The following is a 16449-nucleotide window of genomic DNA, read 5'->3' on the forward strand; positions in this document are numbered from 1 at the left end:
CCCTCCATGAGCGAGTAGAACAGACTTCGATCACGGGTGTGATCGCAAACTCTGAGTTGTCGAACAGTCGGCACACAGGCCCCAATAAATGACCTCGGCTTCGTCGAGCACGAAGCCGTTGTGCGCCGACGGCGTCAAACACGGCGCTTCGCCTACGGCACAGTCGACGTCCTCGACGACGCCACACGACCTGCAGACCACGTGATGGTGGTTGTCACCGACGCGAGACTCGTACAGCGCCACCGATCCGGATGGTTGTATCCGCCGTATCAATCCGGCGTCGGTGAGAGCGTGCAACACGTCGTAGACCGCCTGCCGTGACACCGCCGGCAGAACTGCCCGCACAGCATCGAAAATCGTCTCGGTGGCTGCATGTGGGCGTGCATGCACAACCTCGAGCACCGTGACTCTAGGACGAGTCACGCGAAGCTCAGCGTTACGCAGTCGGGCTGCGTAATCCGGCGTCGAAGGCACCTTTCCACTATTGCGCAATCTTCTGGACTGAACCCAGACTTTCGCGAAAAATCCTCGTCTACACGGATTTACCGACCGATTCGTCTGTGCTCCGAACAGGACGAACGGGCCTGGGAATCATGGGAGATGAATTGGGGGTAAGTCTTGTTGTGCCAGTCGCAGTTCAGCGGCCGCGATGACGCCAGGGAAGTAGTAGTGCCCCTCCGGCGACTGAACAAGAGATGCAGCGTCGATACCGTGGACTTCCCATACGTCAACCGGGCCGCCGGTGTTGTTCATTCTGACAAACCAGTCCCGTTCGCCCTCGTCACCGGCGAGGAAGCATCCCTCCTGCTCTGCTCGTAGACTTCCTGCTATTCCGCGAGCTGCGCCCATTCGGCGCCAGTCCAATCCGTACCGCTGGATCGACGCACGGTTCAAGACGGAGGTGACGTGGTAGCGGGTCGACATCGTCAAAAGGTAACAATCTTCCGTTTGTTCCAACTACCGTGAAGGGAGAATCCGCCGAGGTCAGGAGTGATCGTGCCCAAATTGGAGATCAAGAGGAAGTCAGAACTCTCGCGGCAGGAAGTCGCCGACCGACTCATCGCCCTCGGCCAAGCACTCGCCAGTGGATCGGAAGTGGAACTGGGATCGGGCGGGGACTCGATCGAAATCAGTGTTCCGGAACAGGTTCGGTGGGAACTCGAGATCGAAGTCGACGGCAATGAAGTCGAGATAGAAATCGAGATCCACTGGCGCGACGACCCTCAGGAAGAAGCGGAAGAGAAGTCTCCGCCTCTTGCCAAAGCAGTTCGTCGCAGCCGACCACGCAAGAGCACTGCCAAATAGGTCGAACTCGAACACGGTTGTCGGGCAATTAAGGAGACGCCGACACCTCGAGAGACACTACGCGCAGCAGAGCTCGGAGATCCCTTTCGATTCGTCGAAACAGTTGGTAGACAACGATGAATCCGGCGATCCCGCCCAAACACAGCGCACGGACGGTTGCGTTGAGTTCCTCACCGGCACCAGAACCGACAAAACTGAGCCCCGCGATTCCCACCAGGGGAACCGACGCCGCCACCGCGAGGTACCTCGTGCTGCTTCGACCCAGTGAACGTATATCGCGGCCGTCGTCGCTTCGTAACTCGCCGTGTGACAACAAGATCGGATACAGACATCGAACCGAGTAGAAGGTCAGGATGAAGAACGGATAGGCGACTGCGACGGCTCCGCACACGGCCAGCGACGACATCAGGTGCACGTAGGCTCGCTGCGGAATACCGCCGGCCGCAATCTGCAACGCAACTGGATATGCGATACCGGCCAGGACCCACAGACCGAAAGCGATCACCACTGCGCGGTGTCCGACGTTCAACGTAGCGGTACGCGCCTTGTTCAAGACCTCCGCGCTGTACGTCTGACCGTTACGCAGTCCGTGAGGCACGGTGAGCGCGAGCCGACACCAATACAGGACCGCTGCGGCGCCGAGGGAGAACGCGGCCACCCCGATGACCAGATGAACCTGCTCGAGATGCTGCTGAGCCTGCGGCGAGAGCCCCGAGATAATCAACATCTTGTTGTAGTAGTAGTTGTAGCCCGCCGCCAGGAGATTCGGAATTCCGATCGCGGCCAGCAGAATCGGCAGTGCCCATTTCCACAACGTCGAACGCGGGCTCCCTTCCGGTGGGTCCACCAGATTGCGGGCAGACCGGTCCAGACACAGAGCGAACTGACGGGCCAGCTTTCGGCCGCCAGACCACCTTCCGTCTCTCTCCGGCGCGAGAGACTTCACCAGAACTCGACGCAACGCCGGCGGACAGTCGTCCGGCAACCGGGCCTCGTCCGCGGGATCCACTCCGCGCCGGCGGGCCTCGAGCGCCTTCTTGGGCGACGGTGGGTTCTCCCCCGTTCCGTCGTCTGTGAAAGGCCTACTCCCGGTGAGGAGTTCCCAGAGCATCACGCCCAGTGCATAGATGTCGCTGCGGGTGTCGAGGGTGCCGGGCACCCCGACGGCACAGGCCTCCAACTGCTCCGGAGACATGTAGGCAAGCGAGCCTCCGACAAAACAAGCTGCGTCCTCGGTCGAGACCTCCTCGCTCGAGCTGACATTGAAGTCGGCGAGTTTGGGGATTCCTTCGACACTGAGCAGTACGTTCGCCGGCTTGATGTCCCGATGCAGAACGCCGTGTTCACGTGCGTACTCCAGGGCGTCGGCCAGTCTCATTCCCATCCAGGCCACGGTCTCCGGCCACGACATCGCAGCGATCTCGCTCCGCAAGCTCGTCTCGCTCGGCTTCATCTCGCCCTTCTTCGCCAGAGTTTGATCGATGGCGTCGAGAAGAAGTTGTCCGGACCGCTGGGCCTGCGGTGTCACACGCACAAGTTTGACCACGTCGAGCAGAGTCCCACCTGGCATGTATTCCATGAACAGGACTCGCAGTGCGCGTTCCTCGAGCAGTCGCTGATCGAAGACGCGGACGATGTTGGGATGGTCGAGCTGGGCGAGGGTCTGCGGCTCGACTCCGACGTTGCGTGAGATCTTCAACGCAACCCACCGCTGCATCGACAGTTGTCGGGCGAGGAACACTCGGGCAAATGCGCCGTGCCCGAGTTCCAATACGAGTTCGAAATCGTCCAGGTGCTGCCCGATTTCGAACTCGTCGAAACCCGAGAGACCCAACATCATGACCTCTTCGCGACCGGCCATCGAATCGCGGTCGAACATCTGCTCGAAACTCTCTGCCTGCAAAGGGAACTCGGTGACGTACTCGGCCGCCACGACGTCCTCGCCGCTCTGCTTCCGTAGCCGGAACTCCTCGTACAGCAGCTCGGCCGGTAGTGGTTCTTCGAGTAATTCCGGATACTCGGCGCAATATTCGGTGAGCCGCTTCAGGCGATCACTTTTCAGCCAGCGGTACTCCATGTCGATTCCGACCAGTTCGATCAGCGCGGCCCGGCGAATCTTGGCTGGATCGGGCAGATAGTCGCTCAGCTCGGACGGGGTTCCCGCCTCCCAGTCTCCGACCAGGCGCCCGAGCCCGTCGGCACCGTTGCGCCCGTCATGCCCCACTGGCAGTGCGGACGGGCGCAACTCGGTAACGGTGCCCCGTTCGGTCAGGGGCCCGCTCGCGACTGTCGCGTCACTGGCCTGCGCACCACGTTCATTCATGACACTTCTGCTCCGCACCTCGAGCACGATGAATCGAGGTGACTCACTTCAGCGTAACCCCGGTAGTACCCCAGACCCCAGCGAATCTATGCGGGGTGAACGGGCAGCTTCGCGCCGATGCGGACAAGGTCTTCGCGATCTTTGATCTTGACGCGATCACGCCCGAGCCCCGCACCGAGGTCACGTTCGGCGGCATCGATGCGAAGCCATCCGTCCCAATCGACGGGCAGCAATTTTCCGGCCGCGAGTAATGCAGCGATCCGGCTGCGGTCCGATCGACGTTCGACATTCGAATCCAGCTGCCGCAGCATAGTTTCGACGGTTTGGCGAGCATCGGGACGCGCCGCACCGATCAGCCCGACGGCACCTCGCTTCATCCATCCGGTCACGAACAGGCCGGTGACGGGAAGACCGCTCTCGTCGACCACCGCACCGCTCCGGTGCGGAACCGTGCCGCGTCCGTGATCGAATGGCACCCCGGCAAGCGGAGTGCCGCGAAATCCGATTGCCCGGTACACAGCTTGAACCGGATAGTCGGTACAGGCCCCCGAAGAGGTGATGTGACCGTAGCCGTCAGGATCTGTGCGCTCGACGCGCAGTGCTTCGACTTTCCCGTTACCGAGAATCTCCACCGGCTGTCGGTAAAAGTGCAGGTGAACCCGGCGCTGGGCGATTCGGTCGGTAGAAGCAGCGCCCGCGAAAGTTCGGAGCGTCTCGACAGCCAGTCGGGTATGCACCAACTGTTTGGTCACTCGCTCGATATGCCGATCCGGTGCGACATCGGCAGCGTCGACGACAACATCGACACCGGGCAGTTCACCGAGAGCGCGCAACTCGTTCGGGGAGAATCGAGCGTCGGCGGGTCCGCGCCGGACGAAGATGTGCACCTCTCGAACGAAGCTTTCGGCGATACCTTTCTGAACTTCGGCGGATACGTCCGTGGACTGTAGCGATTGAGCCTCGGAGAGGAGCATGCGCGCGACGTCGAGTGCGACGTTGCCACCCCCGATCACGGCGACCGATTCGGCGTTCAGCGGCCACCGCGGCGAACTGTCCGGGTGATCGTTGTACCAACCGACAAAATCGGCGCCACCGAAAGAGCCTGGAAGGTCGACGCCGGGAATGTCGAGTGGCACATCCTTTGGCGCGCCGGTTGCAATGATCACGGCGTCGTAGGAAGAAACTAGTGCCTCGACGGAAAGGTCCTTTCCGATCTCTACGTTGCAGAACAGCCGGAAGACACTGGCGCCGAGCGCGGTGTGCAGAGAATGGACGAACTTCTCGGACTCGGGGTGCCCTGGCGCGAGACCGTAACGCACCAGTCCGTACGGCGTGGGTAGACGCTCGAACACGTCTGTCTTGGTGCCGGGCGCCAGTTCAGCGAGAGCGCTCGCAGCGTGGATTCCCGCCGGCCCCGCTCCGACGACTGCAACACTGCGCGGAGGTGAGAAAACCGGGGGCGACGCAAGCGGGGATATCGCTCTCACACTGATCATGCACTGAGGCTAGGAGCTCAACTGCGCTAGAGATCAAGTCCCCCGCTTTTCAGTAGCCCGCTTTTCAGTAGCCCGCTTTTCAGTAGCTCTGCTCAGCAGGCTTGTGCTCGGTTGTGTAGCGGTAGAACTCCGCGAGTTCGAGTTCACCGGCAGCTGCCTCGTCGACGATGACGGTCACGTGTGGGTGCAGCTGAAGCACTGACGCCGGGCAGAACGCCGAGACCGGACCTTCGACCGCCGCCCGGACCGCGGGCGCTTTGCGTGCGCCATCCGCGATCAGGACGAGATGCCGTGCATCACTGATGGTTCCGAGTCCTTGCGTGATCACATGATGCGGCACGTCGGCCGGGTCCGCGAAGAACCGTGCGTTGTCGGCGCGGGTTCTCTCGGTCAAGGTCTTCACTCGGGTGCGCGAGGCGAGCGAGGAGGAGGGCTCGTTGAAACCGATGTGCCCGTTGAGGCCGATTCCGAGGATCTGCACGTCGATGGGACCGTTTTCGGCAATGGCTGCGTCGTAGCGCCGGGCGGCTTCACTGGGATCCGCGGCTCCGCCGTCGGGGCTGAACACTCGCGAATTGTCGATGTCGAGGTGATCCACGAGTTCTGTGCGGATGGTGTGCGCGTAGGACTGTGGCTGATCGGACGTGAGACCTACGTACTCGTCGAGAAGATACGCGCTCACGGCCGCGAACGACACTCCCGATTCTCGATGCCGCCTGATCAGCTCTCGATACGTGTGCAGCGGTGACGATCCGGTCGCGAGGCCGAGCATCCGCGCTCCGTTTTCGATGGCGGCGCAAACGATATCGGCAGCGATTCGCCCGCCGTCTTCCGGACTGGGAACTATGACGATTTCCATTCAGACTTCCTCACTGCTCTTGCCTGCTCCGACGATGGCCTCGCGTACGGAACCCGAAGCGCGGTCCAACAGTTCGGTTGCTTCGGCGAAGTCGCATTCGGCCAACAACATGACGACCGCTGCCTTCACATGACCATCGGCATTGTCGATGGTCTCCGCAGCGATCTCGGTATCGACTCCGGTGGCTGCCGCGACGATCCGGTTCGCACGATCGACAAGTTTGGCATTGGTCGGCCGAAGATCGACCATCAGATTGTGGAATGCCTTCCCGGAGCGAACCATACTGGCCGTGGAGAGCATGTTGCACACCATCTTCTGCGCAGTTCCGGCCTTGAGCCTCGTCGATCCGGTGAGGATTTCGGGGCCGGTCTCCACTTCGATGGCCACGCCGGCATGAGAACTCATTGCCGCGTTCCGGTTGCACGAGACTGCCACTGTTGCAGCGCCGAGTTCGCGGGCGTGATCCAGTCCCCCGATGACGTAGGGGGTACGACCGCTGGCCGCCAGACCCACCACGACGTCCGTGGCGTTCAACGAGATTGCGTCGAGATCGACCCCAGCCGCCCGCGGATCGTCTTCTGCCCCCTCGACAGCGTTCAAAAACGCTCCCGGGCCACCGGCGATGATGCCGATCACCTCGCCCGGATCTGTACCGAACGTCGGAGGGCATTCCACTGCGTCGAGAACTCCCAGACGCCCACTTGTCCCCGCTCCCAGGTAGATCAGTCGACCACCTTGTGCCCGAGCGGCGACGATCAAGTCGACTGCGGCTTCGATGGCGGGTAACACCGCCGCGACCGCGTCGGCCACGATTGCGTCCTGCTGATTCATCACCGTCAGCAGACCCGACACCGACATGACGTCGAGATCGCGGGTGAGAGGGTTGGGTCGCTCGGTGGAGAGCATTTCCAATTGCATTGTGACGAGTCCTCCTAGATCAAATCTCACAGTGACGACTCCTCGTCAGTGCCGCTTCGAAGCGATGGCGTCATGGCTTCGTTGTAGAGCAGAGAGTGCGCTGGGCAGCGAATGCGCCACCATTGCGAAAATTGTGTCGACTACCAACAGCTGACCGGTGCGGCTTGCCATCGCAGCCGATCGGAAACCGAATTCTCTACCGGCAGTGAGTAGAACGTGGTGTGACTGCACGGCGAGCGTCGATCGTGCCCCACCGGTGATCGCAGCCGTCGACGCCCCGGTACGACGGGCAAGGGCAAGTGGTTCGACGACATCCGAAGTCTCACCCGAATGTGAGATCCCCACTGCGATGTCGTCCGGTCCGAGCAAGCTGGCGCTGACCATGGCCGCGTCTCGGTCGAGATGAACCCGGCAGTTGACGTCGATGCGAGAGAGCTTCAACGTGAGGTCTTGCGCGACGATGCCTGACGCGCCGATGCCGTACACCTCGACCCGGCGGGCGGATCGAATGCGGGAAACAACTTCTTCGAGCGCAGCAGGATCGGTCAATTGCGCCGTGCCCTTGAGTTGTTCGGATTCGAACTCGGCGAGCTTGGCCATCACCTCGCCGGCCGAGTCGGCAGCAACGATGTCCACACCGAGCGGGATCGTGTCCCCGGCGCCGGACCCGCTGATGGCCGCCAGCGCGAGACGAAGCTGTGGATAGCCCTCGAAGCCGAGCCTTTTGGCTGTGCGGACCACTGTTGCCGTGCTTGTCGACGCTCGCTCGGCGAGATCGTTGACCGTCAGGGTGGAGGCCAGACTGGGATAGGCTTCGATGATTTCGGCGATCCGCAGCTCGGCAGGCGACAGGCTACTCAGTGATGCACGAATACGAGCAAGCAGGTCGACTGACGCCGGAGCACTCCGGTCCAAAGTCATAACGCCTCGATTCGCATCGTTTTCGGAGCTGACGGCACCGATGTGATTCTAGGCAGCCCACGGCTTCCTGGCGTCAGAGATCCGAGCACACTGGCGTGACGTGCACCGGTGCACGAAGCAATGCTTCCGGGCAATCCGTGTGCGGTGAGGAAGCCGAGAACCGCGAAAGCCAATGCTTCTTTGATGTCGGAGGTGACGCCGAGTTCGTCCGAAGACACAAGCGCGATGTCGCCCAATTCGTCACGGAGCATCGCCATCAACGTCGGGTTCTTGGTACCACCGCCTGACACCACCACTTCGGTGGCTGCCAGTCCTCTTACGGAATCGGCGACGGTCCGGGCGGTCAGTGCAGTCAGTGTCGCGACGATGTCGGCCAGAGACAAGGATTCGTAGCCCCGCAGAGCGGCGAGTAGATAGTCCCGATGGAACAATTCCTTGCCCGTGCTCTTGGGAGCGGGCTGCGCGTAATACGGTTCGCTCAGTAGTTGTGCGAGCAGATCGACGTTCGGTGTGCCGGCTGCGCCCAGAGCCCCACCGAGATCGAACCATTGCGCCCCCGCCGTGAATTCGCTTACCGCAGCGTCGATCAACGCATTTGCCGGGCCGGTGTCGAAGGCAATCGACACTGCGGCACCATCTGCCGTCGATGTCGGGACGCCTCCCGGAGCAGTGACGTTCGCGATGCCACCCAGATTGAGCGCGACGGAACCCGAAGTTCTTCCGTTGAGCCACAATACGTCGAACGCGCTGACCAATGGTGCACCCTGACCACCCGTCGCCACGTCGCGAGAGCGCAGGTCCGACACGACGGTGCATCCGGTCTTCTCGGCTATCCAGGCCGGCTGCCCGAGTTGGAGAGTGCCCTTTACTTGCGCTCCTTCGACCCAGTGGAACATCGTCTGCCCATGTGAGGAGATCAATTCCGCGCTGCCGCCGCACAGTTCCGCGTTCGCCCGCGCAGCCACGGCCGCGAATGCCTGCCCGATCTCGGTGTCGAGTTGGCAGATCTGACCGACAGTGGTGGACGCTGGCGGTACCGCAGCAGCCACGGCTGCCCGCAACTCACCGGAATATGGTTCGCTGACCATCCCCAGTGGAGTCAGCACAAGAGTGTCCCCATCGATCCGGATATCTGCTGCGGCAGCGTCGATAGCGTCGTACGAAGTACCGGACATCAGACCGATGACTCTCATGAAATATCCCTTACTCGGATCGTTTCGGCATTCGGAAAAGCTGCGGTCAGTCGACGAGTGCCCGCTTGTGGGCATTTCCTCGCAAGGTACTCAAAGCGATCGCGCTGACGGCGCACGTTGCCATCACGAAGTAGGCCGGAATGTCGAGATTGGAAGTTTCCTTGATCAGCCACGTGATGATCAGACCGGCGCAGCCCGAAAAGACCGCGTTGGACAGGGAGTATGCGAGTCCCAATCCGGTGTACCGGACCGAGGTGGGGAACATCTCGGAGAGCATGGCGGGTCCGGGTCCGGCAACAAGTCCCACTGCGGCGCCGGCGGCAAACACTGCAAATCCCTTGGCTGTCAGAGACGTCTGCTCGTTCTGCAGGACGTTGAGCAGCGGCAGAGCCAAGACCAGAATTATCACGGTGCCGGTGAGCATGACCGCGCGTCGTCCGATGCGATCGCTGAGTCCACCCGCGATCGGAATGGTCACCGCGAAGCCCGCATTGGCGAGCACGGAAGCAACAAGGGCCTGATGGAAAGTCGCGTTGAGCGAACTCTGAAGATAAGTCGGCATCACGACGAGGAACGTGTAGCCGGCAGCAGACCACCCCATCAACCGCCCGATTCCGAGCAGAATCGCCTTGGCTGTCTCTCCGACAGTCGGCTGCACTACAGGCGCCGCTGCATCAGCTGTCGGTTCGGACTGGACTGATCGAGCACGCTCGAACGACGGCGTTTCTTCGAGGCGGAGCCTGAGCCACAGGGCAACCAGACCCATCGGAAGCGCAAGGAGGAACGGGATGCGCCAGCCCCAGTCACTGAGCTGTCCCGAGTCGAGGACAGTAGCGAGGAGTGCTGCGATACCCGCACCGGCGAGCAGTCCGAGTGCGACGGTGAACGACTGCCACGAGCCGTACAGCCCGCGTCGTCCGGGCGGAGCAAACTCGGTCATCACCGACACTGCACCGCCGAATTCACCGCCGGCCGACAATCCCTGCAGAATTCGAAGGACCGTCAAGAGCAGCGGTGCCAGAATTCCGACGCTCTCGTAGGTGGGGAGCACACCGATCAGCGTCGTCGCACCCGACATCAGCAGAAGAACGATCACCAAGGTGGGGCGTCGGCCGATGCGGTCACCGAGTCGACCGAACAGCGCGGCCCCCACTGGGCGGAAGAAGAAGGCCAGCGCAAACGACGCGTAGGTCTTGATCAGACTTTCGAGGTCGCCGGAGCCGTCGGCGCTGAAGAAGTTCGACGCGATGATCGTCGCGAAGAACCCGTACACACCGAACTCGTACCACTCGATGAAATTTCCGACGGAGCCGGCGACGAGCGCCCTGCGCCGTTTGAGCTGCGCACCATCGTTCCGTGTCTGCACTGTGATGCCCATGCCGTCCTCCGTTGACGAAACCCGAATATGCAACAAAGTTTCATCTGAACAGAGCATAAATGTCAAGAAGTTTCATAATTGGATTTTTGTGGCCGCGGAATCCCTATGCTCCCGCGAACGTGAATGCCTCCGCCTGTTCGAACCGGCCAGTGGAATCACCGGAATAGACGGTGCTCTCGTTCGGACCGAGCCCCAGCTTTCGGACGGGCGCCCCTTCCGCGAGATCCATCGAAGCCACGTCCACCCAGAAAGTATTCGGTGTCATCGCCGACTCGAAGAAATAGAGCGTGCGTTTGTGATCGACGACCGTGCGCCAACGGGTCGACGAGATGTTGGGCTCGTCGGGAGTCGAAATACCTAGGGGCACCGATACATTCCGAATAACGCTGAAGGTGGATGCCAATGCCGACCGCGGATCGTCCGTCTGCGGTATCGCATCCACATAGAACGATGCCCGCGCGAATCGGTCAGCGGCACGGTTGGTTCCGGGCAGCATGACGGTTCCGTTGATCTGCTTCCAGTACTCGTTGACGGCGAGTTGCTGATCGAAGATCGGCGAATTGGTCATCACCTGGTACTCGCGGCTGTGATGAATCGTCGGGTGCCCACCGACGTACTCGATGATCGCGCTGTCTCCTCCAGCGTCCGAGAGCGACATGTGCAGCGTTGCGAGGCGGTCTTCGCCGGGAACGGCGGCGGTCACCACAGTGAACGGTTCTGACGCCAATACGTCGACCGCTTCCCGAACTGTCGCAAAGCTGTCCAGGACGTATTGTGCCCACGCCGCGATCGACAATCCCGGGCTCGAACCGTCGTAGGTCGGGTACTCGGACTCGACCAACCACAAGAGATTGGCAGACAGCCCAGCCTCGTTGACCCCGTCGGTCGTGCACATGTCGTAGGCCGTCGCGACAACGCTTCCGTATTTCGAGGTCCACTGTATCGAGTTCGGACCCGCGCAGCCCTCCCTGGTCATCCCGCGCGGGAATGCCCAGAGGTTTGTTCCGAGGTCGACCTTCCAATCCATCGATCGAGCAGTGATCACAGTGTCGTTGGGCCCCAAGTAGACCAAGCGTGTACACATCGATAACTATCCCTTCCGTTAGGGCGTGACGATATTGAAACTGGGGTCGAAGGTGTCCAAACCCGCCCAGCGTCTCCAGCACTGATTCGTCACCGTCCAGCGAGACCTTCCCGGCCTTGGCCAGTTCAGCGGCCGCGCTCGATTGCTGGAGCGCCGCCACCAGTGCAGCTTTACCACCCCATCTCTATCGGTTGAGCACGCGCTTGGAATCACCCGCGCAGGGTGAAGCTCACACGACCACGCGAGATGGTTGGCGAGGGTGATCAGCCGGGGAGTTCCTCCGAATTCCGAGATACGAGTGCAATTGCCAGGACTGCGATCCCACATCCGGCAACCAGGATCCATCCCAGCCTCGATGCCTGTGCGACGTCTACCGGTGCACTGCCGCCGATAATGCCACCGGCCAGCGCCACACCGAGAGCAGCACCGAATTGGCGTGCACTGGAAGTTATTCCACCGGCAAGCCCCGCCTGCGATCTCGGCAACCCGTTGACGGCGGTGTTGGTGATGGGGGCATTCGAGAACCCGAATCCGATACCGAGAAACAGGTAAGCGGCCAACAGCATCGGAATCGCCGTGTTGTTGTCGAGCGAGACCAGGCACAGCCCGCCGAGCGTCGTGAAGCTACCGGCGATCAGCAGCGGCAGCCGCGGGCCGAAGCGTCCGACGAGTGTTCCGGACAACGGCGCGCAGACCGTTGCCGCAACAGCCATCGGAAGGGTGATCGCGCCGGCCAGGGCTGGACTCATACCTCGGGAGTGCTGCAAGTAGAACGTGCCGAGCAGTAGCGTCGCGTTCAACGCTACGAACACCACGACAGCGCCGATCACAGCCGACGAGAACGGTCTGCGGCGAAAGAGCGCGAGATCCATCAGTGGCTCGCGCTTGCGTGATTCGACGCGGATGAATGCGGCCAACGCTGCAGCAACAACCACGTACCCGGCCGTCGCCGCGGCAGAGAACCATCCGATTCGCGGACCCTCGATCAGAAGGGCGACCGCCCCGCCGACAAGAATCACCAGTAGCAACTGACCGGGGAGGTCGAGACGTCGCGACTGCTGCGCTCGGGACTCCGGTACAAACACAGCAGTCAAGGCGAGCACGGCCAAGATCACCGGCACGTTGATCCAGAAAACCGATCGCCAGCCGAAACTTTCGATGAGGACGCCGCCGACGATCGGCCCTGCCGCCATACTCAGGCCGAAGACCGCGGCCCACACCCCGATCGCCTTGGCCCGCTCTTTCGGGTCGGTCATCACGTTGACCACGATCGCCAAGGCAACCGGACTGAGCATCGACCCGCCGACGCCTTGGACGATCCGCGCCGCGATCAGCACCTCTACGGACGGAGCGAGTGCGCAGGCAATCGACGCCACCCCGAAAACGACAAGCCCGATCTGAAAGACTCGTCTCCTGCCGAAACGATCGGCCACCGCGCCGGACGAGATCAGCAAGCTCGCCAGGACGAGTGTGTACGCGTTGACGACCCATTCCAGACCACGGGTTCCGACGCGAAATCCCTCACCGATCGTCGGCAGGGCCACGTTGACGATGGTCGTGTCCAAACCGACGACGAACAGGCTCGTGCAGCAGATCGCCAGGATGCCCCATCGCCTCCCTGCATCAAGTCCGATCACTTGCGGTTCGATCCTGCTCGAAGGTTTCATGGTCGGACTCCATCTCTCGAAGTGCTCTGCCGTACTCGACTATCGAAAGGATCGTTGCTCTCCAGCGTCCGAAGCCGGTAGAGATTTTGCGGAAACTGCAAAGATGGACGGCATGGATGCTGAATTCGAGCAGTTGATCACCGATATCGGACCGAGGCTGCGCACGCTTCGACGCGATCGCGGATTGACTCTCGAGGCGCTGTCCGAGGCCACCGGCATCTCCGTCAGCGCACTCTCACGCCTCGAATCGGGGAAGCGTCGTCCCACCCTCGATATGCTGTTGCCGCTTGCCCGAGCGCACCGGGTCGCGCTGGACCAACTCGTCGGTGCTCCCGCTACAGGCGATCCCCGGGTTCACCTCACCCCGAGCCGACGCAGGAACGGCAGTGCCGTCGTTCCGCTGACGCGCTATCCCGGCCGCGTGCAGGTCTTCAAGCAGGTGATCGGTCCGCGCCCACCGAAGCTGGTCACCCACGCCGGCTACGAATGGCTCTATGTCCTCGCCGGGGATCTGCGTCTCATCCTGGGAGCGAACGAGGTTGTCCTCCACCCCGGTGAAGTCGCGGAGTTCGACACTACCGAACCCCATTGGTTCGGGCCTGCCGATGAACAGGTGGTGGAAATCTTGCATCTTTTCGGCCCGCAAGGCGAGAAGGCGCATGTGCGCACGAAGGCAAAAACTACTACTACACAAGGCCTGGTTACCGAAAGTTAGTTCACTGCATGCGTTTTCAGTCGGTTCGACAGTGTATGAGCGTGCTCGAGGAGTAGCGTTCCCAACTCGGCATGACGCGCGGGCCGGAAGCGAGTTTCCACTCCGGTCAGGCTGAGCGCCCAGGCCGGGCGACCGTTGCGGTCGAACACCGCGGCACCCATCCCCCAGCTTCCCTCGACGATGAGGGCTGGATTAACGGCGTAGCCGGTGACCCGCGTCGACTCGATTCGCTCTCGAATCGATGTCTCACTGTGGATCTCACCCCATTCCGAATCCAGATTCACCCGGGCGAAATAGTCGTCGACGTCCCGCGCCGGTAGGTGGCTCAAGATGGCAAGCCCCGCCGACGCGATTCCCAACGGGAATCGCTTTCCCTCGTGCAGCACGTGAGATCGCAGCGGAAAACTGCCTTCCTGACTCAGGATGCAGACGGTCTCGTCGCCTCGACGTGCCGACAGGAATGCGCTCTCCCCCGTGACCCGGGCAAGTTCGTCGACGACGTCGCGAGCGCGGTCGGTGATGTCGTACCGATTTCCGGCCGCCGCCCCCAGGAGGTACAACTCCGGACCGAGAGACCACCGACCGGTTCGTGCGTCACGGTCGACCAGACCTTCGGCAGCCAAGGACGTGAGCAGTCGGTGTGCGGTGGGTCGAGCGAGGCCAGTGGCCTTGCCCAATTCCGTGGTGGAAGTGCCCGTTGGTTCGGACGCGCCGAGGGCTCGCAGAAGTGCCGCCACCCGCGCGACCATGGCCGGCGATTGCTCGTGAGTTGGCATGACTTCATCCTAGCGTCCACTCAGTGAACGAAATTCCTTCAGATGGTCAGTAGTCGATCAGTTCTCTGTCGATATTCGAGATTGCTTGAACCTGTGAACTGGAGATAGTTCACTGGATACCGAAGTGAGTGAGTGTCTACTCAATGAACGCCTGGCAGGGAGAGATCATGACAGCAAAGGTGTACGAGTCCGCAGCGGACGCGGTCGCCGACATCGTCGACGGCGCAACGCTGGCAGTCGGCGGATTCGGTTTGTGCGGCATCCCCGATGTGTTGATCGGCGCGATCGCAGCTACGAGCGCAACCGACCTCGAGGTGTTCTCCAACAACTGCGGCGTCGACGATCACGGTCTCGGAATCTTGCTGAGCGCCGGACGCATCCGACGGGTGACCGCGTCGTACGTCGGTGAGAACAAGGAGTTCGCCCGGCAATACCTGGCCGGCGAACTCGAAGTGGAACTGACGCCGCAGGGCACGCTCGCCGAGCGTCTGCGCGCCGGCGGAACCGGAATCCCCGCATTCTTCACACCGGCCGGAGTGGGTAGCCCCATCTCCGACGGCGGAATGCCCTGGCGATACGACTCCGACGGCTCGATCGCTATTGCATCGCCGCCGAAGGAGACTCGTGTTTTCGGAACCAAGCGTTACGTGATGGAAGAGGCGATCAACGCCGACTACGCACTCGTGCACGCTGTTCTCGGTGACACCGACGGCAACCTCGTGTTCGACAAGACCGCGATGAACTTCAACCCTCTCGCTGCCATGGCCGGTCGCATCACCATCGCGCAGGTGGAGCGCCTGGTCGAGCCCGGTGAAATCGATCCGGCGTCAGTGCATCTGCCCGGGGTCTTCGTTCAGCGCGTTGTCCACACCGGACCTCAGAACAAGCGAATCGAAAAGCGAACCGTCAGCGCTTCGGAAGGAACATCACGATGACCGCACCAGTGACAGTGACGGGTTGGACGCGTCAGCAGATGGCAGTACGGGCGGCCGCAGAGATGATCGACGGCGAGTACGTCAATCTCGGAATCGGCCTTCCCACACTGATTCCCGGATACCTGGGCTCGGACGTTCGTGTTGTCCTGCACTCGGAGAACGGAATTCTCGGCACGGGACCGTATCCCACCGAAGACAACGTCGATCCTGATCTCATCAATGCCGGCAAGGAGACCGTCACCGTCAATCCCGGTGCGGCATATTTTGATTCGGCCCTCTCGTTCGGGATGATCCGCGGCGGCCACATCGACACCGCAGTCCTCGGCGGCATGCAGGTGTCGAAGACCGGTGACCTCGCCAACTGGATGGTGCCAGGCAAGATGGTCAAGGGCATGGGCGGCGCGATGGACCTCGTCCACGGTGCCCGCCGCGTCATCGTCGTCATGGAGCACAACGACCGCGACGGCAACCCCAAGATCGTCGACGCCTGCACCCTGCCGCTCACCGGCCAGGGCGTGGTGAATCGGATCATCACCAACCTCGCCGTCATCGACGTGAGCGAAGAAGGCCCCCTCGTCTTGCGTGAACTCGCCCCCGATGTCAGCGTCGAAGACGTAGTCGCCGCAACCGGCACCGAACTGAAAGTAGAACTGGCATGACCGACACGACCACAGTGATTGTTGCGGGAGCTCGTACCCCGATGGGTCGACTCCTCGGATCGTTGAAAGACCTCTCCGGGTCCGACCTCGGCGGCATCGCCATCAAAGGCGCCCTCGACAAATCCGGAGTCGCACCCGAACAAGTCGACTACGTCATCATGGGACAGGTCCTCACCGCCGGCGCCGGCCAGATGCCCGCCCGCCAAGCCGCCGTCGCCGC

At 61.9% G+C, this 16449-nt stretch carries 16 protein-coding genes and 1 pseudogene; 5 read left to right on the forward strand and 12 right to left on the reverse strand.

The window, feature by feature from the left end; all coding sequences use genetic code 11:
* Window positions 1-30 precede the first annotated feature (30 nt).
* Both R4P65_RS23305 and R4P65_RS23310 read right to left on the reverse strand, forming a co-directional pair.
* Window positions 31-474 carry a Fur family transcriptional regulator gene (locus tag R4P65_RS23305; protein WP_317828291.1) on the reverse strand — a complete coding sequence of 148 codons (444 nt, stop codon included), beginning with the start codon at window positions 472-474 and terminating at the stop codon, window positions 31-33.
* Between the two features lie 117 nt (window positions 475-591).
* Window positions 592-924 (reverse strand): hypothetical protein, encoded by a 333-nt coding sequence (locus tag R4P65_RS23310; RefSeq protein WP_317828292.1) that lies wholly within the window; start codon window positions 922-924, stop codon window positions 592-594.
* 72 nt (window positions 925-996) lie between these two features.
* On the opposite strand from R4P65_RS23310, the gene R4P65_RS23315 reads away from it, so the two are divergent.
* Entirely contained in the window at window positions 997-1305 is a 309-nt protein-coding gene (locus tag R4P65_RS23315; RefSeq protein WP_317828293.1) for an amphi-Trp domain-containing protein, read from the forward strand.
* 28 nt (window positions 1306-1333) lie between these two features.
* On the opposite strand, the gene R4P65_RS23320 is transcribed toward R4P65_RS23315, so the two are convergent.
* From R4P65_RS23320 to R4P65_RS23360, 9 genes are all read right to left on the reverse strand, one after another.
* Complete coding sequence (locus R4P65_RS23320; RefSeq protein WP_317828294.1) at window positions 1334-3628, reverse strand: serine/threonine-protein kinase; 2295 nt, start codon at window positions 3626-3628, stop codon at window positions 1334-1336.
* An 86-nt stretch (window positions 3629-3714) separates the two neighbouring features.
* Window positions 3715-5124 (reverse strand): FAD-dependent oxidoreductase, encoded by a 1410-nt coding sequence (locus R4P65_RS23325; RefSeq protein WP_317828295.1) that lies wholly within the window; start codon window positions 5122-5124, stop codon window positions 3715-3717.
* A gap of 79 nt (window positions 5125-5203) precedes the next feature.
* Window positions 5204-5983: a glucosamine-6-phosphate deaminase gene (nagB, locus tag R4P65_RS23330; protein WP_317828296.1), complete on the reverse strand. Its 780-nt coding sequence runs from the start codon at window positions 5981-5983 to the stop codon at window positions 5204-5206.
* Window positions 5984-6901 (reverse strand): N-acetylmuramic acid 6-phosphate etherase, encoded by a 918-nt coding sequence (gene murQ / locus R4P65_RS23335; protein WP_317828297.1) that lies wholly within the window; start codon window positions 6899-6901, stop codon window positions 5984-5986.
* 45 nt (window positions 6902-6946) lie between these two features.
* The gene (locus R4P65_RS23340) at window positions 6947-7822 is read right to left on the reverse strand and encodes a MurR/RpiR family transcriptional regulator (protein ID WP_317828298.1); all 876 of its coding nucleotides are present in this window, start codon (window positions 7820-7822) and stop codon (window positions 6947-6949) included.
* Window positions 7819-9015, reverse strand: a complete 1197-nt coding sequence (locus R4P65_RS23345; RefSeq protein WP_317828299.1) for an anhydro-N-acetylmuramic acid kinase — start codon at window positions 9013-9015, stop codon at window positions 7819-7821. The genes R4P65_RS23340 and R4P65_RS23345 overlap by 4 nt, the downstream gene beginning before the upstream one ends.
* Before the next feature lie 46 nt (window positions 9016-9061).
* Entirely contained in the window at window positions 9062-10393 is a 1332-nt protein-coding gene (locus tag R4P65_RS23350; protein ID WP_050655637.1) for an MFS transporter, read from the reverse strand.
* 103 nt (window positions 10394-10496) lie between these two features.
* Window positions 10497-11477, reverse strand: a complete 981-nt coding sequence (locus R4P65_RS23355; RefSeq protein ID WP_317828300.1) for a linear amide C-N hydrolase — start codon at window positions 11475-11477, stop codon at window positions 10497-10499.
* Window positions 11478-11740: 263 nt separating this feature from the next.
* Window positions 11741-13144, reverse strand: a complete 1404-nt coding sequence (locus tag R4P65_RS23360) for an MFS transporter (RefSeq protein ID WP_317828301.1) — start codon at window positions 13142-13144, stop codon at window positions 11741-11743.
* A gap of 112 nt (window positions 13145-13256) precedes the next feature.
* Here R4P65_RS23360 and R4P65_RS23365 point away from each other — a divergent pair, with 112 nt between their 5' ends.
* Complete coding sequence (locus tag R4P65_RS23365) at window positions 13257-13859, forward strand: helix-turn-helix domain-containing protein (RefSeq protein ID WP_411742583.1); 603 nt, start codon at window positions 13257-13259, stop codon at window positions 13857-13859.
* On the opposite strand, the gene R4P65_RS23370 is transcribed toward R4P65_RS23365, so the two are convergent.
* Entirely contained in the window at window positions 13856-14635 is a 780-nt protein-coding gene (locus R4P65_RS23370) for an IclR family transcriptional regulator (RefSeq protein ID WP_230816474.1), read from the reverse strand. The two genes, R4P65_RS23365 and R4P65_RS23370, sit on opposite strands and share 4 nt — an antisense overlap.
* 167 nt (window positions 14636-14802) lie before the next feature.
* Here R4P65_RS23370 and R4P65_RS23375 point away from each other — a divergent pair, with 167 nt between their 5' ends.
* The 3 genes and pseudogenes from R4P65_RS23375 to R4P65_RS23385 form a co-directional block, all read left to right on the forward strand.
* The gene (locus R4P65_RS23375; RefSeq protein ID WP_230816475.1) at window positions 14803-15570 is read left to right on the forward strand and encodes a CoA transferase subunit A; all 768 of its coding nucleotides are present in this window, start codon (window positions 14803-14805) and stop codon (window positions 15568-15570) included.
* Window positions 15567-16229 carry a 3-oxoacid CoA-transferase subunit B gene (locus tag R4P65_RS23380; RefSeq protein WP_317828303.1) on the forward strand — a complete coding sequence of 221 codons (663 nt, stop codon included), beginning with the start codon at window positions 15567-15569 and terminating at the stop codon, window positions 16227-16229. The genes R4P65_RS23375 and R4P65_RS23380 overlap by 4 nt, the downstream gene beginning before the upstream one ends.
* Window positions 16226-16449: pseudogene (locus R4P65_RS23385) on the forward strand (acetyl-CoA C-acyltransferase); the annotation flags it as partial. The gene R4P65_RS23380 and the pseudogene R4P65_RS23385, both read left to right, overlap by 4 nt.

This window comes from Rhodococcus sp. IEGM 1318 (genome assembly GCF_033142465.1).
Taxonomy (GTDB): Bacteria; Actinomycetota; Actinomycetes; order Mycobacteriales; family Mycobacteriaceae; genus Rhodococcus_F; species Rhodococcus_F qingshengii_B.